The organism is Rhodoferax aquaticus, assembly GCF_006974105.1.
Lineage (GTDB): Bacteria > Pseudomonadota > Gammaproteobacteria > Burkholderiales > Burkholderiaceae_C > Allorhodoferax > Allorhodoferax aquaticus_A.
The window spans coordinates 2,770,480-2,791,180 of sequence record NZ_CP036282.1 but is presented as its reverse complement, the minus strand read 5'-3'; the positions used below and the strand labels follow the sequence as shown (position 1 = coordinate 2,791,180).

Below are 20,701 nucleotides of genomic sequence, written 5' to 3'. Positions count from 1 at the left end.
GACCCCCTTCTGCTACTCGTCTCAAAGAGACAGGGGAAAGTCTACAGCCATCCTAACGGATGGCAAGCCCCAGAAGAGTGCTTCATAGGTCTCGATGGTGTGCGGGGAGATTTGAAGAAGCGATCCTTTGCCATCAGAGATCGGGTGCTGCGCTGGATTGGAATTCCCAGCAGCATTGGCATTGGCCCCACAAAAACACTGGCGAAGTTTGCCAATCATGTGGCCAAAAGCAGTGAGAGAAAGCCCGGAATTTATCCGGTCCAGCATGCTCAGGTGTGCGATCTCTCCGTGCTAACTCAGCAAGAGCTTGCGGAGCTTTTGCGTGCGACTGAAGTAGGTGAGATTTGGGGAGTCGGTCGTCAGATCAGTAAGCAGTTGCAGGCGGCAGGCGTTCAAAACGCTTTTGAACTGGCGTCAATGGATCCGGCTACGGTAAAGCGTGGCTGGTCGGTGGTTCTTGAGCGCACAGTGCGTGAGCTGCAAGGCACGCCATGCATTGGATTTGAAGAGGCTCCTGCCAACAAAAAGCAGATTGCTTGCACACGCTCCTTTGGGCACCCTGTGGAGTCACTCAGGCCCTTGATTGAGGCAGTCAGCGAGTTCGCATCTCGTGCTGCCGAGAAGCTGCGTTCACAAGATGGAGTGACGGGTTCAGTCTTGGTGTTTGTAAGAACAAGCCCGTTTCGCAAAACGCCCCAGTATTCACGTTCCATCGTTGTGCCACTAAGGCGTCCTTGCAGTGACACAGCAAGCATTGCAGGAGCCGCGATCATGGGCCTTAAAGCCATCTACAAGCCGGGATTTCAATATGCCAAGGCCGGGGTGATGCTTTTGGATTTATCCAGCAGTGCGGTGGAGCAGATTGAGCTCGACTTAGGTGAGCCAGAGTCGGAACGGGATCGCAATCGTTTGATGCTTGCTTTGGATGCCGTGAATGATCGGTGGGGGAGAGGAACAGTCAAGATCGGGAGTGCTAAATTTGGCAAGGCCCCGAAGGATTGGACGATGAAGCAGGAGCGCAGAACACCGGCCTACACGACCGAGTGGGATGACATGCCGGTAGCCCGTGCATAAAACTTGGCTCGAGCCAAGTTTTGCAATTTGGTGTCATGTTGAGGCGTTGTTGGCCACAAGCCAGGCAACCATTGATCAGACTTTTGCCTTAGATGAATGCGCTGCCGACTCCGCCAAGTTTTTGCATGGACGCGCTGTTAGGGGCCTTTGGCTGAGCACATTACCTCGTAATCCTTAAGAAACGAGCCCCCCAAGGGGCATAAGGTCTAACGAGCTACAACCAACTCCACCAAATCGCCGCCAAATAATCACTGATTACTTCACAACCCCAATATCCATGCGGGTTATAGAGTAACGCCAAAATGATGGGCCATCATGGGGGTGTGGGTCTTGTCGCTGTCAGTCATTGCGTGAAGTCTATCAACTTCAACGCGCCAAGCGCCGCCCCAGGCACTCTGCGCGGGGCGGTTCAACCTAACTTAGACCGTGCGCAACACCGTGCTGACGGCCTCACGCGGTTTTTGGGCCCAGTTGCCCGGTGCGGCGTAGCCCAGCGTAATCAACATCACCGGTACTTCGTTGGGGCTGAGTGAAAACGCTTGTGCCACGGCTGCGGGGTCAAAGCCGCTCATGGGGCCCGTGGACAAGCCCACGGACTGGGCGGCCAGCATCAACGCCATGGCTGCGAGTGAGGCGCTGCGAAACGCCTCGTCCCGCTGGAGTTGTGCGTTGCCCTCATGTGAGCCGTTGGCCATGGCAACCCAAGACTCCACCACGCTGGTCGGGAGTAGCTTGGCGTCAATAGATGGCTGCAAGCGAGCCGCCAAGGTGCGATGGGCTTGCAGGGTGCCACACACAATCAGTGTGAGCGGTGCTTCTGTGACCTTGGCTTGCTGGTACGCAGCTGCTTTGAGCTGCTCTTTAGCGGTGGCGCTACGTACTGCAATGAAGCTCCAGTTTTGCAAGTTGTAAGCACTTGGCGCCAAAGTGGCCAAGCGCAGCAGCTCTTGCAATTGCGCATCCGTCACGGGGCGGGCGCTGTCAAAGTGGTTGGTGGCGTTGCGCTGTTCCAGCGCTTGTTGTACGGAGAGTGTCATGGTGAGTGTCCTAGTGGTTGAGAAGGCTCTTAGATCGTGCAAACGGGTTGGGCAATGGCTGGTGATGCATGGGTGCCTTGCATGCGCGCGGCCAGCGCGCCGCTGCGGTTGCGCAAAAAATGTGTGAGTAAGTCCGCGTAGTGAGGGGCCACGGCCTCAACGACTGATGGGCGAAGTGCCAGTGCAGCCCGCCAAGCCTGCACTTTGGGCAGGCCATCGAAGAAGGCTTGCTCCGTGTAGTGGTCCAGCACATCAAAGTACCGAAATACGGGGCCAAACACAGCGTCTACCAGACTAAATCGTTCCCCCGCAAAGTAGGGGCCGGCCCCCAACTGCGCTTCAAGTTGCGCGAACTTGGCCCGTAGTTCCAAGGTTTTTTGACTCAGTGCCGCCTTGTCTTGTGCGCTGTACAGCGCCGCAATGGTGTTGAGTGTGGCTGAGCCAAACTCCATCCAGGCGCGGTGCTGGGCGCGTTGTAGGGCATTTTCGGGGTGCAAGCGCGGGAGGGTGGTGTCGTCCAGGTATTCGCAGATCACGGCAGACTCAAAAATGGCTTCGCCATCTACCAAGAGCACAGGGGTTTTGCCTAGCGGAGATACCTGCAAAAACCATGCGGGCTTATTGGCCAGATCGATGTCGATGCGCTCAAAGGCAATGCCTTTTTCTGCGAGGGCAATGGCTGCGCGCTGCACATAGGGACACAGTGCGTGGCTGATGAGTGTGAGGGTATTTGCCATGGTGTGGTGCCTCACAAGGCTGGCGCAAAGCGGTCGGAGCGGCGCAGGGCAGCCGCGCCATCACCCAGCAGCCACAGTGCAAGGGATGCAATGGTCAAGAACACGGGGTATTCCCAGCCACCGTTGGGGCTGGTGTGTACCCATCCGTTGCCAAAGTGCACGCTGGCCGCCACCGCCATGACGGGCACTAGCAGCAATGAGACTTGCCGGGCGTAGGCCCCCAGCACCAAGGCGATGCCGCCCAAGAGTTCAATAGCAAACACCGGGTAAGCCAAAAAACCTGGAAACCCCACGCTTTGAAAGAACTGTGCGGTTCCCGGCAGGGTGAACACCATGAGCTTGAGCAAAGCATGAGAAATCCACATGACCCCAAGGCTGACCCGCAGGAGGGTGATGCCGAGTTCAGTTGGGTTTGCTGCGGTAGTTGTTTGCATAAAGATAGATCCAAAGTGGTTGAGAAGGCTTGCACTTTATGATTTCCAATACGCAATGAAAATAGGCGTTGTGGCATTCATATAATGCAAAAATGCAATACAAAGTAAGCCCTGGCGATCTTGAAGTGCTGCTGGCCTTGGTGCGCGGTGGCAACCTGGCGAATGCGGGCGAGCGCTTGGGGGTGGACGCGTCTACGGTGTTTCGCGCGGTGCAAAAGTTGGAGAAGGGCCTGGGCCAACGCCTGTTCGAACGCTCGCGGCAAGGCTATTTGCCCTTGGAGCTGGCGCAAAACCTGGCGGTGCATGCCGAACAGGTGGAGGCGCAGTTAGAGGCGGCGCGCAGCGCGGCGCAACAAAGCCCTGAGCAAGTTGCAGGCTCGGTACGCATCACTACCACCGACACCATCCTGCACGGCCTGATTGCGCCTGCGCTCCAACTGCTTCAGCCCCAGCACCCCTTGCTGCGGTATGACCTGCATGCAGGCAATGAGCTGGCCAGCCTGACCCGCCGAGATGCCGACATTGCGGTGCGGGCCACCAAGCGCCCGCCGCAACACTTGGTGGGCAAGCAAGTAGGGCCCATACGTGTGGCCTTGTACGCGTCCGCTGCAAGCGGTCTGCAAAGTTTTGATGGCGATGTGGCGGCGCGCGCATGCTGGGTGGCCCCCGATGACGCGTTGCCGGACCACCCCTCGGTGGTTTGGCGCAAAAAGCACTTCCCTAAAGTCATGCCTACTTACCGGGTCAACAGCGTGCTCTCGGTGGCGGAGTTGGTCGCGCAGGGCTTGGGCATTGGCTTGTTGCCCATGTTTTTGGCACAAGGCCGTGCCGACTTGGTGCCGTTGACCGAGGCCTTGGATGAATGCCAAACCGAGCTATGGCTGCTCACCCATACCGAGTCGCGGCACTTGCGGCGCGTGGCAACCGTGTTTGGGCATTTGTCCAAAACCTTGGTGCTCACCTGAGCCCAAGCCAAAGCCCAAGCGAAAAACTAAACCTGTTGCAGTCTGAAGCGTGGTGACTCAACGCAAACTGGGTGCGGGTACCAGCGATGGGCCTGAGTCCTGCAAGGGGCCAAGCGGATTGGTTTTGACCTCCACTTCGTTGACCACAGGCTCGCCGCCCCAGGTGCGGTAGACCACCACGTTGTCCACCAGCACGATCAGCGCATTGAAGCGCCAGCCCGTCGTTTCGGTGCGACGCGTGAAGTTAAAGAAGTCGCTAAAGAAATTTCCTGTGCGCTCTTTGGAGATGCTCGACATGGTGAGCTCCCAGCCACGGCAGGCGTCGCGGGCGCCCATGCACTGCAAGATGCCGGGATCCAAGTCTTCGCGCAGCATGACGTTGCTATTTGCCAAGCGGCGCACCACATCGGCTTGGGTCAGGATGGTGATGTTGGGCTGCTTGACGGGGTCTATGCCCATGTGCGTCAAGGCCTCTAAGCCGCTCTTCATGGGTACCAATGATTCAATGGTGCGCCTGGCCTCTTCAAAGCTTTTGAAAATTGGTGCCTCATTGCGTGACTTGGGCAGTAGCGATGAGCAGCCCGCCAAGCCCCATGCGCACAGCAGCAGGCATGCGCTGGTGCGCCATAGGGTGAAGGCGCGCTTTGCTAGCCGTTGAAATGGAGTGGTGCTGAGGGTCACAGTACTTGGCACTTTACGCCCGGTGCCGCGCTTGGGAGGGTCGCATCAAGGCCCATTGCTTGAGCCAAATCAAGCTTTGTGCGCTTTGCAGCGTACCGGGGCACTTGGCGCGTGCTGTAGTCACAGGATTGTGAGATTCGCTACGCATACTGCGCAGCACCTTGGCACAGCGCCGCACCTCATTTGGATTGGGTTTATGAACAGCACCACCCCCGCGAAGGACTTGAACCCCGGACTCAGCCAAGCCGAGGTGGCCCTGCGCCAAGCGCAATACGGGCCCAATCGCCTGAAGCCCGGTTTGGAGCGCGCAGTGCTGGTGCAGTTTTTGCAGCAGTTTCGCAATCCGCTGGTACTCATTTTGTTGGTGGCCAGTGTGGTGTCTGCTGCCACGGGCGACGTTGCGGGTGCCGTGATCATTGCGCTCATTGTTTTGATGAGTGTGACGCTGGACTTTGTGCAGGCCTACCGCGCAGGCCGCGCGGCTGAGCGCTTGGCCTTGCAAGTCGCAGTCACCGCCACGGTCTTGCGTGATGGCAGTCAATATGAGCTGCCTGTGTTTGATTTGGTGCCTGGGGACGTGGTCTTGTTGTCCGCCGGTGACCTGATCCCTGCCGATGCGCGGGTGGTGCAGGCCAACGACTTCTTTGTGAACCAGGCACAGCTCACCGGTGAGCCTTACCCGGTGGAGAAGCGCGCATCTGCGTTTGCTGCTGCGCCCAGTGCTGAATGGGTGTTGGACGCTGAAGACGCGGTGTTCATGGGCAGCTCGGTCGTCAGTGGTTCGGCCCGGATTGTGATTGGGCGCATTGGCAGCGCAACAGCCTTGGGGCAAATTGCCGATAGCTTGGCCACCGCGGCGCCGCCCACCGCGTTTGAGATAGGCACCCGCCGCTTTGGCTTGCTCATCATGCGGCTGACGTTTTTGTTGGTGCTGTTTACCTTGCTGGTTAACGTGGCTTTGCACCGGCCCTTGCTGGAGTCCTTCTTGTTTGCCGTGGCTTTGGCCGTGGGGCTCACGCCTGAGCTGCTGCCTATGGTGGTGTCGGTCACGCTCACGCGTGGGGCTTTGCGCATGGCCGCGCTCAAAGTGATTGTGAAGCGCCCCAGCGCTATCCAAGACATGGGCGCCATGGACGTGTTGTGCACCGACAAAACCGGCACGCTGACCGAGGCCCGCATTCGCCTGGAGCGCCATGTGGACGCAACAGGCCAAAGCAACCCCAATGTCTTGGCCTTGGCCTACCTGAACAGCTTTTTTGAGAGCGGCTTGAAGAGCCCCTTGGACGATGCGATCTTGCAGCACGCTGAGATTGACGTAGGCGCTTGGACCAAGATCGACGAAGTGCCGTTTGACTTTGAGCGCCGCCGCGTGTCAGTGCTGGTGGAGCGTGCGGCTGAACAGGGCAGTGAGCGCCGCTTGGTGGTCAAAGGCGCGCCCGAAGATGTGGTGCGCCTGTGCACCCACTACCAAGACGCCAGCGGGGCCAGCCTGCCGCTGGATGAGGCCGCGCATGCCACTATCGTCGCCTTGTTTGACGGCTTGGGCGAAGAGGGCTTTAGGGTGCTGGGCATCGCGTGGAAAGACGTGCCCGTGAGCCATTCCCACGCCGTGGTGTCGGACGAGACGGAGATGGTGTTCGCAGGCTTTGCCGCATTTTTAGACCCACCCAAAGCCAGCGCGGGCCAAGCCCTGCGTGCCATGGCCGCCAGCGGCGTGGCCGTGAAGATCGTGACCGGTGACAACGAGCGCGTCACCCGCCATGTGTGCACCGAGCTGGGCGTGCCCATTACCGGCGTGTTGACCGGCACAGATGTCGCCGCCATGAACGACGATGCCTTGCGCGCCCGCGTGGAAGACATCAACCTGTTTTGCCGCGTGAACCCGGCGCAAAAGAACCGCATCATTCTGGCGCTCAAGGCGCGTGGCCATGTGGTGGGTTATTTGGGCGATGGCATTAACGACGCGCCATCGTTGCACACGGCCGATGTCGGCATCTCGGTGGATGGTGCGGTGGACGTAGCCAAGCAGGCCGCCGCCATGATCTTGCTGGAAAACGATTTGATGGTGCTGCACCAAGGCATCTTGGAGGGGCGGCGCACCTTCGGCAACGTGATGAAGTACATCATGATGGCCACCAGCTCCAACTTCGGCAATATGTTCAGCATGGCGGCCGCCACGATGTTTTTGCCCTTTTTGCCCATGCTGCCGCTGCAAATTTTGCTGAATAACTTGCTCTACGACGTGTCAGAGATATCGCTGCCGCTGGACGAGGTCGATGCCGAAGACCTGGCCGAACCCAAGCGCTGGGACATGGGCTTTATCCGCAACTTCATGCTCACCATTGGGCCTATCAGTTCGCTGTTTGACTTTTTGACCTTCTATGCGCTGGTGCAGATGTTCAATGCCCATGAGTCCCTGTTTCGCACGGGCTGGTTTGTGGAGTCCATTGCCACGCAGGTCTTGGTGATCTTTGTGATCCGCACCCGGCGCAACCCCTTGCGCAGCACCCCGAACCGCTGGTTGGTGTTGAGTTCGCTGGGCGTGGTGCTGGCTGCCATGGTGTTGCCGTTCACGCCCCTGGCGCCGTACCTCGGCTTTACATCGCTGCCGCTGGAGTTCTTTGGCTTGCTGGCGGTGTTGCTGGGGGCCTATCTCGCGATGGTGGAGCTGGGCAAGCAGTGGTTTTACCGGCGTTTGCGCAAGGTGTAGGAGATTTGGGGTGTTTTTTGGCTGCTAGCGCGCATGGGTATTGCGCACGCAGCTATCAATTGCATAGCGTTTGCCTTGGCGGTGCTTACCAAGGCAAGCCTTCCCCGTTGTAGGCGACAAACTGGCCGCTGTGTTCAGGGCCTCGGCTGCGGATGACGCCTAGCATGTCGCGCACCGCATCCTCTGCAGGGCGCGCTGCGGCGCTGCCAAAGGGGCGCGACAGTCGGCTTTGCACCGTGCCTGGATGCATGGCCAACACACAGGTGTGGGGCTTGCTGCGCCGCAGTTCGATAGACGCCGTTTTCACCAGCATGTTGAGCGCAGCCTTGGAGGCGCGGTAGCTGTACCAGCCGCCCAATCGGTTGTCGCCAATGCTGCCTACTTTGGCCGACAAAAACACCATGCTGCTGCGCCCAGGGCTTAGCAAGGGCGAGAAATGGCGCAGCACCATGGCTGGGCCAAAGGTGTTGGCGCGAAAGGTGGCTTCCAGCTGGGCGTAGTGCAAGTCACCCAGCTTTTTTTCGGGTGTGAAGTTGGCGCTGTGCAAGAAGCCCGCCGCGTGGATGATCAAATGAAACGGCCCTTGCGCCGCCACCCCTTGGGCCGCCTGCGCCACACTGGCCTCGTGGTCAAAGTCGACGGCAGGGGTGGACTGCCGGTGCAGGCCAAGTACCAAGCCGCAATCGGGGTCTTGGCTTAAGGCGTGCACAAAGGCGGCACCAATGCCGCCGGACGCCCCAATAACTATGGCGCGGTAGTCACTGGGTAAGGGCTGCACTTCTGTGGGTTCAAAGCTAAGAGTCGTGGGGCTGGGCATAGTGCGGTGGCAGGCAGTTCAGGTGCTAGGGGTGTACCACGGCGCGTGAAACCCCTGCGCCCTGCGGGTTGTGGGGGATTGGGGTAGAGTGAATTCACACTTTGGAGGCTCTCGCATGGTTCTCAATTACCGTCAGCTGCGTGTCGTCGTTGGGGCCTGCTGGCTAGGGGCGTTTTTGCAATCCCCAGCGTGGACCCAGACCAAAGCGCCCTCGGTGCCCTCAATGACTGCTGCGGCAAACGCAGCGTGCCCAGCCATCTTGCAGCACCAGTTTCCCCGCTTGCAAGACGATGCGCCGCAAAACCTGTGCCAATACGCCGGCAAAGTCGTCTTGGTGGTCAACACCGCAAGCTACTGCGGCTTTACCCACCAGTACGAAGGGTTGGAAGCGCTGTACGCCAAGTACAACGCCCGTGGTTTGGTGGTGCTGGGCTTTCCGTCGAACGACTTTGGCAGCCAAGAGCCCGGCAATTCCAAAGCGATTGCGGACTTTTGCTTCAACACCTATGGCGTGAAGTTCCCCATGCTGTCTAAAACCGTGGTGTCGGGCAAGGGGCGCAATGGTTTGTACGCAGCGCTATTCCAAGCCACGGGCAAGGCCCCGCAATGGAACTTTCATAAGTACCTGATTGACCGCTCCGGCAAGGTGCTAGCCAGCTTTCCCAGCGAAGTTGAGCCCCAAAGCCCTGCCATATTGGCTGCTATTGATAAGGCGCTGTAGTGCCCCTGAAACCGCATTGTTACGGCACAATGCGATGACTAAAAAAGGATTTATTGGCCCCAAGATGCGGGGAGCAAACTGGCGTGCCAACTTTAATGAGCGTAGATCCCAACCATTTGTCCCACGAAGTGCAGCGCCTTCAGCGTGAGCTGCAAGAAAGCCAAGATCGGTTGCAGGCCGCGACCCAGCTCTCGGGTGCTGTGTTTGGTTCAGTGGAGTGCAGTCTTGCCGTCGATGGGGTGTTGATGGTGGAGCGTGTGGGGGGTATCGCGAGCCATTTGCTGGGCTTTGACTGCGGCGCCTTCTGCCAGCAGCCACTGTCAGCGTTGCTGCCAACGATTGTTGCTTCCCCGTTGCATCAATCGCTCATGGACATTGCTGCGCAGGGTGGCACCGTGTCGCCGCAAAGTGTGCCAGAGCTGGGTTTGTTTCAAGGCCGTGCCTTGCACTGCTTCGCGTTTCAGTCAGGCCCACGCGGCGTGGTGCTGAAAATTTGGGACCAAGGTGCCAGTTTGGAAGCCGCTTCGGCGCGTTTGGGTACGCAACAACAACTGGCAACGCTGTTCAGCGAAAACCCCAACGCCATGGCGCTCATCAGTGCCAGCGATGGAACCTTTGTGGATGTGAATGCTGAGTGGATGCAGCTCACTGGCTTGCCTCTCAAAGATGTTTTGGGCCGTCGTCCAGAGACCCTTGGTTTTTGGGCTGGCGAGCGACACCGCGACACCGGCTTTCAGAGCCTGCGTGAAAAGGGGCAGCTTCGCAACATCGATGTTCCTTTTGCCCGCAGTGACGGGCACACGCTGATACTTCAAGTCAATGCGTCTCGTATTGAAGTTGCTGGTGTGCAGTTCGTGCTCAGTAGCTACAAAGATGTCAGCGCCGAACGCTTGGCACAGGCGGAGCTGCTGGCTTCTGAGCAACTGTTGAAAGCCACCAACAAGCGCTTGAGTCAACAAATTCGCATGTTTGAGTACATGGAAGATCTGGCCGCCGTGGGGCATTGGACCAGTGGCGCAGACCCCAGCAGTCTGCAGTGGTCCACAGGCCTGTACCGCATCTCTGGTTTGGAGCCTGGCACGCCGCTGGCCTCTCCTGCGGGGTTTAAACGCATCCATGAACAAGACCGGCCTGTGTTTGAGGAGGCGCGGTCCAAGCTGGACGGGAGCATTGTCGAATATCGGCGCTTGCACCGCGACGGCCGCGTGCACTGGCTGCGTTCCCGCATGCGGCGGTGGGCCGTTGAAGGCGAAGAGCCTTTTGATTTCGGCATGGTGCAAGACATCACCAGCGAGAAAGAGGCCGCACAGGCATTGCAAGAAAAGCTGGAGTTCATCAAGAAAATTACCAGCCGCCTGCCTGGGATCGTGTTTCAGTTCCGGGCCAAGCGCGATGGCGGTTTCGAGTTTCCATTTGTGAGTCAAGCTGCGTCCGAATTGTTTCCGGGCTGCTCTGCTGAGCAAATGATGGCCGACGCCAGATGCACGTTTTCCTTGCACCACCCGGATGATTTGGCGGTGTTGCTTGCGTCAGTGAAGCAGTCGGCGCGCGATTTATCGCCGTGGAATCACGAGTACCGCTTGCGCTTGCCGGATGGTGAAGTGCGTTGGCTACTAGGCCAAGCGATTCCAGAGCGCGAAGAAGATGGCAGCATTTTGTGGAATGGATTTTCAAGCGACATTACGGAGCGCAAGGCCGCTGAGCAACGTCTGCGCGACAGTGAAAGCCGCTTCAGGGCACTGACCCAGCTGTCGTCCGACTGGTACTGGGAGCAGGACGCGGAGTACCGCTTTGTCTCGGCATATGGAGACTTGGAGGCGGCTTCTCTGAGTGCAGGAAATGCTTATATGGGCAAGACCCGTTGGGAGTCTGGTGCCGAGGGCGTGAGTTCAGAGGGGTGGGCTGCCCATCGCGCCGCAGTGGAGGCGCACGAGGTGTTTCATGACTTTCAGATGCAGCGCCGCCGACAAGACGGCTCCTTGATGTGGGTGTCCATCAGCGGTGCCCCCATTTTTGACCAGGATGGAACGTTCACGGGTTACCGAGGTATCGGTCGAGACATCTCAGCACGCCGCATGGCGGAAGACAAGATTGAGCGCTTGGCTTTTTTTGATGCGCTCACGGGTTTGCCAAACCGCCGCTTGCTGATGGACCGCTTGCAGCATGCCTTGGCACTGACCGAGCGGGAAGGGCAAACCGGAGCCCTGTTGTTTATTGACCTCGACAACTTCAAAGACCTGAACGACACCCGTGGGCACGATATGGGAGATCAGTTGCTCAAGCAAGTAGCCATCCGCCTGCACGAATGCGTGCGTGACGCCGATACCGTGGCCCGTCTCGGGGGGGACGAGTTCGTGGTGATGCTGCAAAAGCTGAGCAGCGACCAAGACGATGCTGCCACCCATGCAGAGGCCGTAGGCCGCAAGATACTGGCCACCTTGAACCAGTCCTACCGTTTGAGCGGCAGTGATTTTCACAGCACACCCAGCATTGGTATTGCGCTGTTCCATGACAACAAGCTGTCGGTGGATGAGCTGTTGAAGCGCGCCGATTTAGCCATGTACCAAGCGAAGGCGGCTGGCCGCAATACCGCTAGGTTCTTTGACCCAGTGATGCAGGCCGCTGCCTCCGCACGCGCGGCCATTGAAGCTGACTTGCGGGTGGCGCTCTCCAATCGTGAGTTTGTCTTGTACTTCCAGCCCGTGGTGAATGAGTTAAGCCAAACCATCGGCGTTGAGGCCTTGGTGCGCTGGTTGCACCCGCGCCATGGGCTGGTCGCGCCGGGCGAATTCATTCCGGTCGCGGAGCAAACGGGTTTGATTTTGCAATTGGGGCACTGGGTGCTCGAGCAGGCCTGCGCCCAATTGGTGGTGTGGAGTGAACATGCGGACACGCGCAGACTCACCATGGCGGTCAACGTCAGTGCACGGCAGTTTAGGCATCCTGATTTTTCCAACCAGATTTTGACCTTGCTGCGCATGACGGGTGCCAATCCGTATCGCCTGAAGCTTGAGCTCACAGAGACTTTGCTGCTGACCGATTTTGACGATGTGATTGCCAAAATGAGCGAATTGCGGTCCATAGGGGTGAGCTTTTCCTTAGACGACTTCGGAACTGGCTACTCCTCTTTGTCGTATCTCAAGCAGTTGCCACTGGACCAGCTCAAGATCGACAAGTCCTTTGTGCGCGACGTGCTGACCGACCCCAACGACGCTGCCATTGCCCGCACCGTATTGGCCTTGGCTGCCAGTTTGGACTTGGGAGTCGTCGCAGAAGGGGTGGAAACCGCGGGCCAACGCGACTTTTTGTTGGCCAGTGGCTGCAAAGCCTTTCAGGGCTACTTCTTCGGCAAACCTACACCGCTGGAACAGTTGCGACTCGAGACTGCCCCAGACCGGTTTGGTTTACTACACCAGAGCGTCAGGCGCTGAGTTGTCGTCCGCAGGCGTGTCTTCGCTCGCCTCGGCGGGAGCAGCAGCTTGGCGCAGGCTCGCTTTTTCGCCAGCGCTGGCAAACTTGCTGTACTTGCCCAAGATGCTGACGAGTTGCCCGTAAACCCGGGGAGTAGCTGCCAAGCACTCGCCTTGCTCCAAGAAGTCAGAGTCGCCGGAGAAGTTACCCACCAAGCCGCCGGCTTCGGTGACGAGCAGTGAGCCCGCTGCCACGTCCCATGGCTGCAAGCCGGTTTCAAAAAAGCCTTCGGTGTAGCCGGCAGCCACATAGGCCAAGTCCAGTGCGGCAGCGCCAGGGCGGCGCAGGCCCGCCGTGCGTTGCATCACATCGCCCATCATGGACAGGTATTGGTTAAAGTTGTCGCCTGGGCGGAACGGAAAGCCCGTGGAAATCAGCGACTCTTTGAGCTGCACGCGCTTGGAGACGCGGATGCGGCGGTCATTCAAAAATGCGCCGCGGCCTTTGGTGGCCGTAAACAAGTCGTTGCGGGTGGGGTCGTACACCACGGCTTGCTCGACCTTGCCCTTCACAGCTAGAGCAATGCTCACGCAGTACACAGGCAAACCATGGATGAAGTTGGTGGTGCCGTCCAGGGGATCAATGATCCAGACGTATTCGGAGTCTTTTGCGCCGTGTTCTTTACCTGATTCTTCAGCCCAAATACCGTGGCCGGGATACGCGGTTAAGAGGGTTTCTATGATCGCTTTTTCTGCAGCTTGGTCCACTTCAGTGACGAAATCGTTGGCCTTCTTTTGAGAAATACGCACGGATTCGATATCGAGCGCGGCGCGGTTGATGATGGAACCAGCAGCGCGGGCAGCCTTGATGGCCACATTGATCATGGGGTGCAGATTAAGCGACATAAATTTTATTAAGAACTAGTGAGATCCATCAGGCGATGCAGACGGCGACAATACGCACATTTTACCGGGCTTGACCAGAGAGTGCACCCTAGCACTGTCGTTAAATCCAAATAACTGCGCCACCAAGGCCACAGAGCGGCCATTTAGACACCATGCAAACGCGATTCATCTTAATTAATACCAGCCATGCTGGCAATGTGGGCGCAGCCGCGCGGGCCATGAAAACCATGGGTTTTGATGACTTGGTGTTGGTAGCACCTCGGTGGGCCAATGTGTTGCGCCGGGAAGAAACCATCCAGCGTGCCAGTGGTGCTTTGGACGTGCTGGCTAAGGCCCGCATTGTGGAAACCTTGGACGAGGCCTTGGACGGGATGACGCACTTGTGTGCAACGGCTATGACGCCGCGTGACTTTGGTCCACCCACCACCACGCCGCGTGAGCATTTTGAAATGCTATCAAAAACGCAGCTGCTTGCGCAGTCTGCATGTGCGCCAGGGCCTGATTTGGCCCAGACTACGGCCGCTCATGTAGCGCAGACAGGCATCGCGTTTTTGTTTGGCTCCGAGCGCTTTGGCATGCGCAATGAAGATGTGTACCGCAGCCATGTGTGCCTCTCGATTCCCAGCAACCCCCAGTTTGGTTCCTTGAATATCGGTGCCGCTTTGCAGGTGATCGCTTACGAGTGGCGTTTGGCGCTCGGTGGGTTTAGCGCCATCGAACCGGCAGAGGCTGCCGCATCACGCAACAACTTGGCTGCGGATGCCGCGCAGGTGAGTGGCATGCTGGCCCACTTGGAACAGGCCTTGGTTGCTTTGGATTTTTTAGACCCAGAGGCGCCTAAGAAGTTGATGCCGCGTCTGAACCAGTTGGTCAATCGCGCGGCTGTGACGCAAGAAGAGATTCACATCTTACGGGGCATTGCCAAGTCCATTTTGCAAATGTCTGCACGCGCTGTAAGTGAAAAGGCGAGCGGATAAACTTAACCGTATGTTTTCTCGACTACGTTCCGACATCCAGTGCATTCTTGACCGTGACCCCGCTGCGCGCAGCACTTGGGAGGTGTTGACTTGTTACCCAGGACTGCATGCTTTGGTTTTGCACAGGCGCGCGCATTGGTGCTGGACCCACGGACTGAAATGGTTGGGACGTTTTATCTCGCACTTGGCCCGAGGCTTTACTGGCATTGAAATTCATCCCGGCGCCAAAATTGGTGAACGCGTGTTTTTTGACCATGCCATGGGTGTTGTGGTGGGGGAGACCGCCGAGATTGGCGACGGATGCACCATTTACCAAGGCGTGACCTTGGGTGGCACCTCTTTGTACAAAGGGGCGAAACGCCACCCCACCTTGGGTAAAGATGTGGTGGTCAGTGCGGGCGCGAAGGTCTTGGGTGGTTTTGTCGTGGGTGACGGTGCCAAGATTGGTAGCAACGCTGTAGTGATCAAACCTGTGCCCGCCGGTGCGACCGCGGTGGGCATACCGGCACGCATCATTCCCTCTAAACAAGGGGAGAGCGCAGATGTCACCAGCCAAGACCGCAAATTCACGGCCTATGGCATCACCCAAGACGATGACCCGGTAAGCCAAGCATTGCGGGGCTTGATTGACTCCGCAGCAGGCCAAGAGCATCAAATTGCCATGCTGTGGCAGGCTATTGAAAAGTTATCGACAGCTGCAGCGAACGGTGACTGTGTGCCAACCGATGCAGCCCGTAAAGAGTGCTTTGAAGCAGCCCGCTTGAATGAGCTTGTCGGGAAGTAGGCGCGCTTTAGCCCATTGTGCGGGGAGGGCGTTGCGCAGTTTTGGGCCTAAAGGCCTTGCACACTGTGTCTACCGTTTCTAGGTAGGGACCACCCAGCAAGTCAATGCAATAGGGCACCGCTGCAAAAATGCCCGGCACCAGTGACGTGCCTTGGTTGTCTCTCAGACCTTCCAGTGTCTCCGCGATGGACTTGGGTTGGCCAGGCAAGTTGATGATGAGGGTCTTGTCGCGAATCACTGCGACTTGGCGCGACAAAATGGCAGTGGGTACAAATTCGAGGCTGATGCGCCGCATTTGTTCGCCAAAGCCTGGCATTTCTTTGTGGGCAACTGCCAATGTCGCCTCTGGTGTGACGTCGCGCAAAGCTGGGCCTGTACCGCCTGTTGTCAAAACCAAGCTGCAACCTGCATCCACCAACTCGATGAGCGCAGCACTGATGAGCGTCTGCTCATCCGCAATCAAGCGCGCCTCAAAGGTGATGGGGTTCAGCAAGGCACTTGCAAGCCAAGTGCGCAGGGCGGGCAAGCCTTTGTCTTCATAGACGCCGCTAGAAGCCCGGTCACTGACCGACACAATGCCGATCTTGACGGTTTCAGGTGGCATCACTGCAGTGGAGTCGCTCACGCTTCGCCGTCTTCTGTGTCGTCAGCTGCGGCGGGGCCCGCTTTGCTTGCGGCGCGGTGTTCCAAAAGCTGCTCGCGCACGAGTTGGAAAATGTCACGGTAAGCGCGGCCATGGCGTACGGCTTCACCTGGCTTTTCGGGCTTAGCGTCTTTGCGCGCTTGGCGAATCAAAGAGCGTAGTTGTTGGCTATCGGTCGCGGGGCTGAGGGTGAGCCATTGGCCCACAGCGTCGTCCTCGGCAATCAGGCGGTCACGCCAGACTTCTGACTGGTGCAAGACCATAGTGTCTTGAATCGACGGAGTGTGCTGCTCCACCAGCGCCTTGCGCACGTCTTCCAACACTTCGGGGGTGAGCTTGCGCATCAACTTGCCGATGAACTGCATTTGGCGGCGCTTGCCTTCAAAGTTGGTGATGCGTTTGGCTTCGGCGACCGCCTCAATCAATTTGTCAGGCAACGCAATGCGCGTCATCAATTCGGTGCGCAAGGTGAGCAATTCTTCGCCCAGTTTTTGAAGTTCATCGCTTTCGCGCTTAAGGTCGGTGCGGGTGGCTTCGTCGGTGCCTTTGAGCTCGCGTTTGAACTCCAAGTCAAGTTCGCTGCCCTCAGCAACGAATTTGCCCTTGACGAAATAGCCTTTTTTTAGTTTACGTGACATAGCCAAGTATCATAGCCTCCGCTATGAAGAAACCAAAATCCCTCCTACAGACCAAACCCGCCGACAGCGGCTTTGCTTATAGTCGCCCTTATTTCGAGTCATTGGTGGACTCTGCCTTGGCCCACGCCAAGAAGCTTGGCGCCACGCAAGCGGGTGCCGAAGTGTCTGAAGGGTGCGGCCTTAGCGTCTCTGTGCGCCATGGTGAGCTAGAAAATGTTGAGCGAAACCGCGATAAGTCCTTGGGCGTGACGGTGTACTTGGGGCATCGCCGAGGCAATGCAAGTACGTCAGATTTTTCGCAGGCAGCCATTGCGCAGACCGTGCAGGCTGCCTATGACATTGCTCGCTTCACGGCCGAAGACACGTTTGCCAGCTTGCCGGACGATGCCGACTTGGCGTCTGCCAGTGACCGCGCCCGTGATTTAGACCTTTTCCACCCATGGGCACTGACTAGCGAAGAGGCTGCCACATTGGCTATGGAATGTGAAGCCGCGGCACTCGGCGTGAGTAAGAAGATCACCAATAGCGAAGGTGCTGCGGTATCTGCCCAACAGTCGCATTTTGTCAGTGGCCATAGCAATGGGTTCCGTGGCGGCTACGCCAGTTCACGCCACTCCATGTCGGTGTCGCCCATTGCCGGTAAGGGCAAAGACATGCAGCGCGACGCGTGGTACAGCTCGATGCGCCGTGCCTCAGATTTGGCATCGCCCCAAGCCATTGGGCGCTATGCCGCGCAGCGCGCTTTGAGCCGCCTGAAGGCGCGCAAGATTGCCACGGTGGAATGCCCCGTGTTGTTTGAGTCCCCGCTGGCTGCCGGCCTGTTGGGCTCCTTCGTGCAGGCAGTGAGTGGTGGTGCTTTGTACCGCAAGAGCACGTTTTTGCTGGACTCTTTGGGCAAGCCCGTGTTTCCCAAGCACATCGACATTTACGAAGATCCGTTCATCTTGGGCGGCAAAGGCAGCTCCCCGTTTGATGATGAAGGCGTGCGGGTGCAGGCTCGCAAAGTGGTGGACGCAGGGCGCGTGCAGGGTTACTTTCTGTCCAGCTACTCCGCTCGCAAACTGGGCATGAAGACCACGGGCAATGCCGGTGGCTCCCACAACCTGACGTTTACGTCGCGTCTAACCAAATCTAGCGATGACCTGGATGCGATGCTGCAAAAACTGGGTACCGGCTTGTTTGTGACCGAATTGATGGGCCAGGGCACCAACTACGTGACCGGTGACTACTCGCGTGGTGCGAGCGGTTTTTGGGTGGAAAACGGCCGCATTGCCTATCCCGTCCATGAAATCACCATTGCTGGCAATATGAAGGCCATGTTCAAGGGCATCGAAGCGATTGGCGCGGATACTTATAACTACGGTGCCAAGACGGTAGGTTCGGTGCTGATCAACCGTATGAAGGTGGCTGGCTCTTAAGCACCGCGAGTCATGGTGGCGGGGTGGCAAGCACCCCGCACCTCAGGCCTTTGGCGTTTATCCTGCCAAGGCTGTTTTTACGGCGGCAGACACGGTGCCCATTTCGGCTTTACCGGCCAAGCGTGTTTTCACCACGCCCATGACCTTACCCATGTCGCCGGGTCCTGCAGCACCCAACTCAGCCACAATAGCTTTGACTTCGGCCAAAACTTCATCGGCAGACATGCGTTGTGGCAAGTAGGCTTGCAGTACCTTGAGCTCAGCTTCTTCTTTGTCGGCCAAGTCTTGGCGGGCAGCTGTGATAAACGCAGCAATCGAATCTTTGCGTTGCTTAATCAGCTTGTCCACGATGGCCACCACGGCTGCATCATCCAAAACCACGCGCTCATCGACTTCTTTTTGCTTGCAGGCTGCCAGCAGCAAACGGATGGTGCCCAAGCGCTCGCTGTCTTTGGCGCGCATGGCCGTTTTCATATCTTCGGTAATTTGGTCTTTGAGTGATGACATGGCTTAAATCCTAAGAATGGTGAGCAAAATGAAAAAAGCCCGCTGGAGCGTCCCCAAGCGAGCTTTTTGAGCCTTGAAAGCTGTTCTGTTTAGAACAATTTCTTGGGCAATTGCATGCTGCGAATACGCTTGTAATTGCGCTTAACAGCAGCAGCCTTTTTACGTTTACGCACTGCGGTTGGCTTTTCGTAGAACTCGCGAGCACGCAAGTCGGTCAAAAGGCCCAATTTTTCGATGGTGCGCTTGAAGCGGCGCAGCGCTACGTCAAAGGGTTCGTTTTCTTTTACACGGATCGTTGTCATTACGTAATGTTATCCAAAATGTGCTGTCGCCAGTCACGGGGGGAGATCGGGCCCCACATGCCACGTTCAGCGGTATTCCCCGTCTGTAACTAGTATTGGCCGACGGGGTATGCCAGAAAAGCCTTGCATTATAACCCTAGGGGTCTTGCTGGGCGTGGATTTTTAAGACAAATGGCGCCATTTGCCCCGGATTTATGGGAATTTGCCTTAGGCTGGCTCGATGTTGGCACTGGGGCGTAGCTTGGCGGCCAAGCCGTGGGCGCAGGCAAAACCGCTGGCCCAAGCCCATTGGAAGTTGTAGCCACCCAGCCAACCCGTCACGTCCACCACCTCACCGATGAAGTAAAGCCCCGGCTGGCGGGACTCCATGGTTTGGCTGGAGAGTGCTTTGGTATCTACACCGCCAGCGGTGACTTCGGCTTTCTTATAGCCCTCGGTACCGGTGGGCAAGAGTTCCCAGCGGCTTAGGCGCTCTGCCAGTGCTGTGAGCGCCTTGTCCGACGCTTCCATGATGGGTCGTTCCCAGTTGTGGCCCAGCGCAGCGCCTTGTGCAACCCAGGTTTCAGCCAAGCGTGACGGAACCAAACTTGCCAATTCATTGGCAATGCGTTTACGCGAACTGGCTTTGGCTTGGCTAAGCGTAGCCGCCACGTCTACCAGCGGGGCAAGGTTCAGCTGCAAGGGGGTACCCGGCTTCCAATAGCTGGAAATCTGCAAGACACCCGGGCCACTCAAGCCCCGGTGGGTGAAGAGCAAGTCTTCGTGGAAGACAACCCGTTCCTTTTTGCTGCCCGTGGCAATGTGTACGGGCAAGGACAAGCCCGAGAGCTGGGCAAAGGGTGCCCATGCATCCGCGTCAAAGGTGAGTGGTACCAAAGCCGGGCGAGTTTCCACCATGGGAATGTCAAACTGCTTGGCCACGCGGTAGCCAAAGTCGGTCGCGCCTATCTTGGGAATGGACAAGCCGCCTGTGGCTATCACGATGGCTGAACTCTGGATGATGCCACGGTCACTATCAATTTCATAGCTGTCTGCGCTTACTCCATGGGCGCTAGAGGCTAAAAAGCGTATGTTTTTGACGCTGCACGGTTGCCAGCGGGTAACTTTGCCCAGTTCGCACTCTGCTAACAGCGTGTTGATGATGTCTTCGGCGGAGCGGTCACAAAACAATTGGCCTTTGTGCTTTTCATGGAAAGGCACTTGGTACTTTTGCAGCAAGGCTACAAAGTCACGTGGGCTGTAGCGAGACAGCGCGGAGCGGCAAAAGCGCGGGTTGTCGCTCAAGAAGTTGGCGGGCGCTGTGTCCACGTTGGTGAAGTTGCAGCGGCCCCCGCCTGAAATGCGGATTTTTTCGGCCACCTTCTCGCTGTGGTCCAAAACCAGCACGCTCAGGCCCAGCTGCCCGGCCACGCCGGCACAAAACAAGCCCGCTGCACCGGCACCCATCACTACGACATCAAACTTTTTCATGGGCGCAAGTGTAGACGCCCAGTTCACGCCCCAAGATGCGCGCCGTGAAGAATGGCGTCTGCGCCTATGGTGCTACTGCGTACAAAAAACGCTGAATTTGTTGCCTTCAAGGTCTCTGAAGTAACCCGCGTAGAAGCTGTCTCCACGTGGGCCAGCGGGGCCTTCATCTTTGGCGCCCAGCGCTAGCGCTTTGGCGTGGAGCCGGTCGACCGTTTCTTTGCTATTGGCAGCAAGTGCCACCATGGTGCCATTTCCCACGGAGGCGGGTTCTTTGTTGAATGGTTGGAGAATGGCAAGGCAAGGTTTGTCCATTGCGGTGCCCCAAGCAATTCCATGCCCGATATCCCAGAGCCGAGCCGCGCCAATCTCCGTCAACAAGGCATCGTAGAAGGCAGCGGCACGCTGCAAGTCATTGGTTCCCAGTGTGACATAGCCGATCATGAAAACATCCTCCGTTCATTCATTGCAAA

General features: G+C 57.8%; 20 protein-coding genes. 8 read left to right on the top strand and 12 right to left on the bottom strand.

The window, feature by feature from the left end:
• The first annotated feature begins 111 nt into the window (after positions 1–111).
• Positions 112–1,074 carry a DinB/UmuC family translesion DNA polymerase gene (locus tag EXZ61_RS12800; protein WP_237218956.1) on the top strand — a complete coding sequence of 321 codons (963 nt, stop codon included), beginning with the start codon at positions 112–114 and terminating at the stop codon, positions 1,072–1,074.
• 419 nt (positions 1,075–1,493) lie between these two features.
• On the opposite strand, the gene EXZ61_RS12795 is transcribed toward EXZ61_RS12800, so the two are convergent.
• From EXZ61_RS12795 to EXZ61_RS12785, 3 genes are read right to left on the bottom strand one after another with little or no spacing between them, the layout of a single operon-like run.
• Entirely contained in the window at positions 1,494–2,111 is a 618-nt protein-coding gene (locus EXZ61_RS12795; protein WP_142812133.1) for a nitroreductase family protein, read from the bottom strand.
• Positions 2,112–2,140: 29 nt separating this feature from the next.
• A complete protein-coding gene (locus tag EXZ61_RS12790) occupies positions 2,141–2,848 on the bottom strand; it encodes a glutathione S-transferase family protein (protein WP_142812132.1) in 708 nt (235 codons plus the stop codon).
• Positions 2,849–2,859: 11 nt separating this feature from the next.
• Positions 2,860–3,282, bottom strand: coding sequence for a DoxX family protein (locus tag EXZ61_RS12785; RefSeq protein ID WP_142812131.1), 423 nt, complete (start codon positions 3,280–3,282; stop codon positions 2,860–2,862).
• 92 nt (positions 3,283–3,374) lie between these two features.
• Here EXZ61_RS12785 and EXZ61_RS12780 point away from each other — a divergent pair, with 92 nt between their 5' ends.
• Positions 3,375–4,247: a LysR family transcriptional regulator gene (locus EXZ61_RS12780; protein ID WP_142812130.1), complete on the top strand. Its 873-nt coding sequence runs from the start codon at positions 3,375–3,377 to the stop codon at positions 4,245–4,247.
• Between the two features lie 57 nt (positions 4,248–4,304).
• Here the strand turns inward: EXZ61_RS12780 and EXZ61_RS12775 are convergent, their stop codons facing one another.
• Positions 4,305–4,928, bottom strand: a complete 624-nt coding sequence (locus EXZ61_RS12775) for a hypothetical protein (protein WP_142812129.1) — start codon at positions 4,926–4,928, stop codon at positions 4,305–4,307.
• A gap of 196 nt (positions 4,929–5,124) precedes the next feature.
• Between EXZ61_RS12775 and mgtA the strand changes: the two genes are divergently transcribed.
• Positions 5,125–7,638 carry a magnesium-translocating P-type ATPase gene (mgtA, locus tag EXZ61_RS12770; RefSeq protein WP_142812128.1) on the top strand — a complete coding sequence of 838 codons (2,514 nt, stop codon included), beginning with the start codon at positions 5,125–5,127 and terminating at the stop codon, positions 7,636–7,638.
• A gap of 85 nt (positions 7,639–7,723) precedes the next feature.
• Here mgtA and EXZ61_RS12765 read toward each other — a convergent pair whose 3' ends face one another.
• Positions 7,724–8,455, bottom strand: coding sequence for an SDR family NAD(P)-dependent oxidoreductase (locus tag EXZ61_RS12765; RefSeq protein ID WP_142812127.1), 732 nt, complete (start codon positions 8,453–8,455; stop codon positions 7,724–7,726).
• 115 nt (positions 8,456–8,570) lie between these two features.
• On the opposite strand from EXZ61_RS12765, the gene EXZ61_RS12760 reads away from it, so the two are divergent.
• Together EXZ61_RS12760 and EXZ61_RS12755 are read left to right on the top strand one after the other, a co-directional pair.
• A complete protein-coding gene (locus EXZ61_RS12760; protein ID WP_142812126.1) occupies positions 8,571–9,176 on the top strand; it encodes a glutathione peroxidase in 606 nt (201 codons plus the stop codon).
• Positions 9,177–9,271: 95 nt separating this feature from the next.
• Positions 9,272–12,607, top strand: coding sequence for a sensor domain-containing protein (locus EXZ61_RS12755; protein WP_142812125.1), 3,336 nt, complete (start codon positions 9,272–9,274; stop codon positions 12,605–12,607).
• On the opposite strand, the gene EXZ61_RS12750 is transcribed toward EXZ61_RS12755, so the two are convergent.
• Positions 12,584–13,492 (bottom strand): inositol monophosphatase family protein, encoded by a 909-nt coding sequence (locus EXZ61_RS12750; RefSeq protein WP_142812124.1) that lies wholly within the window; start codon positions 13,490–13,492, stop codon positions 12,584–12,586. The two genes, EXZ61_RS12755 and EXZ61_RS12750, sit on opposite strands and share 24 nt — an antisense overlap.
• 152 nt (positions 13,493–13,644) lie before the next feature.
• On the opposite strand from EXZ61_RS12750, the gene EXZ61_RS12745 reads away from it, so the two are divergent.
• Together EXZ61_RS12745 and cysE are read left to right on the top strand one after the other, a co-directional pair.
• The gene (locus EXZ61_RS12745) at positions 13,645–14,469 is read left to right on the top strand and encodes an RNA methyltransferase (RefSeq protein WP_142812123.1); all 825 of its coding nucleotides are present in this window, start codon (positions 13,645–13,647) and stop codon (positions 14,467–14,469) included.
• 10 nt (positions 14,470–14,479) lie between these two features.
• Complete coding sequence (cysE, locus tag EXZ61_RS12740) at positions 14,480–15,253, top strand: serine O-acetyltransferase (RefSeq protein WP_142812122.1); 774 nt, start codon at positions 14,480–14,482, stop codon at positions 15,251–15,253.
• A gap of 7 nt (positions 15,254–15,260) precedes the next feature.
• Here the strand turns inward: cysE and mog are convergent, their stop codons facing one another.
• Positions 15,261–15,857: a molybdopterin adenylyltransferase gene (mog, locus tag EXZ61_RS12735; protein WP_178084884.1), complete on the bottom strand. Its 597-nt coding sequence runs from the start codon at positions 15,855–15,857 to the stop codon at positions 15,261–15,263.
• 17 nt (positions 15,858–15,874) lie between these two features.
• On the bottom strand, positions 15,875–16,534 hold the full coding sequence (yjgA, locus tag EXZ61_RS12730) for a ribosome biogenesis factor YjgA (RefSeq protein ID WP_142812121.1): 660 nt from the start codon (positions 16,532–16,534) through the stop codon (positions 15,875–15,877).
• Positions 16,535–16,557: 23 nt separating this feature from the next.
• Between yjgA and pmbA the strand changes: the two genes are divergently transcribed.
• Positions 16,558–17,952 (top strand): metalloprotease PmbA, encoded by a 1,395-nt coding sequence (gene pmbA / locus EXZ61_RS12725; RefSeq protein WP_142812120.1) that lies wholly within the window; start codon positions 16,558–16,560, stop codon positions 17,950–17,952.
• A gap of 57 nt (positions 17,953–18,009) precedes the next feature.
• Here pmbA and EXZ61_RS12720 read toward each other — a convergent pair whose 3' ends face one another.
• From EXZ61_RS12720 to EXZ61_RS12705, 4 genes are all read right to left on the bottom strand, one after another.
• A complete protein-coding gene (locus EXZ61_RS12720) occupies positions 18,010–18,459 on the bottom strand; it encodes a GatB/YqeY domain-containing protein (RefSeq protein ID WP_142812119.1) in 450 nt (149 codons plus the stop codon).
• 89 nt (positions 18,460–18,548) lie between these two features.
• Positions 18,549–18,761, bottom strand: coding sequence for a 30S ribosomal protein S21 (rpsU, locus tag EXZ61_RS12715; RefSeq protein WP_142812118.1), 213 nt, complete (start codon positions 18,759–18,761; stop codon positions 18,549–18,551).
• Positions 18,762–18,968: 207 nt separating this feature from the next.
• Positions 18,969–20,231: a BaiN/RdsA family NAD(P)/FAD-dependent oxidoreductase gene (locus EXZ61_RS12710; RefSeq protein ID WP_142812117.1), complete on the bottom strand. Its 1,263-nt coding sequence runs from the start codon at positions 20,229–20,231 to the stop codon at positions 18,969–18,971.
• A 72-nt stretch (positions 20,232–20,303) separates the two neighbouring features.
• Positions 20,304–20,672, bottom strand: coding sequence for a VOC family protein (locus EXZ61_RS12705; protein WP_142812116.1), 369 nt, complete (start codon positions 20,670–20,672; stop codon positions 20,304–20,306).
• Positions 20,673–20,701 lie beyond the last annotated feature (29 nt).

What these genes read in the sequence shown, in the direction of transcription:
- EXZ61_RS12795 (WP_142812133.1), bottom strand. Translation starts at nt 2,111, where the DNA reads ATGACACTCTCCGTACAACAAGCGCTGGAACAGCGCAACGCCACCAAC.
- EXZ61_RS12790 (WP_142812132.1), bottom strand. Translation starts at nt 2,848, where the DNA reads ATGGCAAATACCCTCACACTCATCAGCCACGCACTGTGTCCCTATGTG.
- EXZ61_RS12785 (WP_142812131.1), bottom strand. Translation starts at nt 3,282, where the DNA reads ATGCAAACAACTACCGCAGCAAACCCAACTGAACTCGGCATCACCCTC.
- EXZ61_RS12780 (WP_142812130.1), top strand. Translation starts at nt 3,375, where the DNA reads ATGCAATACAAAGTAAGCCCTGGCGATCTTGAAGTGCTGCTGGCCTTG.
- mgtA (WP_142812128.1), top strand. Translation starts at nt 5,125, where the DNA reads ATGAACAGCACCACCCCCGCGAAGGACTTGAACCCCGGACTCAGCCAA.
- EXZ61_RS12765 (WP_142812127.1), bottom strand. Translation starts at nt 8,455, where the DNA reads ATGCCCAGCCCCACGACTCTTAGCTTTGAACCCACAGAAGTGCAGCCC.
- EXZ61_RS12760 (WP_142812126.1), top strand. Translation starts at nt 8,571, where the DNA reads ATGGTTCTCAATTACCGTCAGCTGCGTGTCGTCGTTGGGGCCTGCTGG.
- EXZ61_RS12755 (WP_142812125.1), top strand. Translation starts at nt 9,272, where the DNA reads ATGAGCGTAGATCCCAACCATTTGTCCCACGAAGTGCAGCGCCTTCAG.
- EXZ61_RS12750 (WP_142812124.1), bottom strand. Translation starts at nt 13,492, where the DNA reads ATGTCGCTTAATCTGCACCCCATGATCAATGTGGCCATCAAGGCTGCC.
- EXZ61_RS12745 (WP_142812123.1), top strand. Translation starts at nt 13,645, where the DNA reads ATGCAAACGCGATTCATCTTAATTAATACCAGCCATGCTGGCAATGTG.
- cysE (WP_142812122.1), top strand. Translation starts at nt 14,480, where the DNA reads ATGTTTTCTCGACTACGTTCCGACATCCAGTGCATTCTTGACCGTGAC.
- mog (WP_178084884.1), bottom strand. Translation starts at nt 15,857, where the DNA reads ATGCCACCTGAAACCGTCAAGATCGGCATTGTGTCGGTCAGTGACCGG.
- yjgA (WP_142812121.1), bottom strand. Translation starts at nt 16,534, where the DNA reads ATGTCACGTAAACTAAAAAAAGGCTATTTCGTCAAGGGCAAATTCGTT.
- pmbA (WP_142812120.1), top strand. Translation starts at nt 16,558, where the DNA reads ATGAAGAAACCAAAATCCCTCCTACAGACCAAACCCGCCGACAGCGGC.
- EXZ61_RS12720 (WP_142812119.1), bottom strand. Translation starts at nt 18,459, where the DNA reads ATGTCATCACTCAAAGACCAAATTACCGAAGATATGAAAACGGCCATG.
- rpsU (WP_142812118.1), bottom strand. Translation starts at nt 18,761, where the DNA reads ATGACAACGATCCGTGTAAAAGAAAACGAACCCTTTGACGTAGCGCTG.
- EXZ61_RS12710 (WP_142812117.1), bottom strand. Translation starts at nt 20,231, where the DNA reads ATGAAAAAGTTTGATGTCGTAGTGATGGGTGCCGGTGCAGCGGGCTTG.
- EXZ61_RS12705 (WP_142812116.1), bottom strand. Translation starts at nt 20,672, where the DNA reads ATGATCGGCTATGTCACACTGGGAACCAATGACTTGCAGCGTGCCGCT.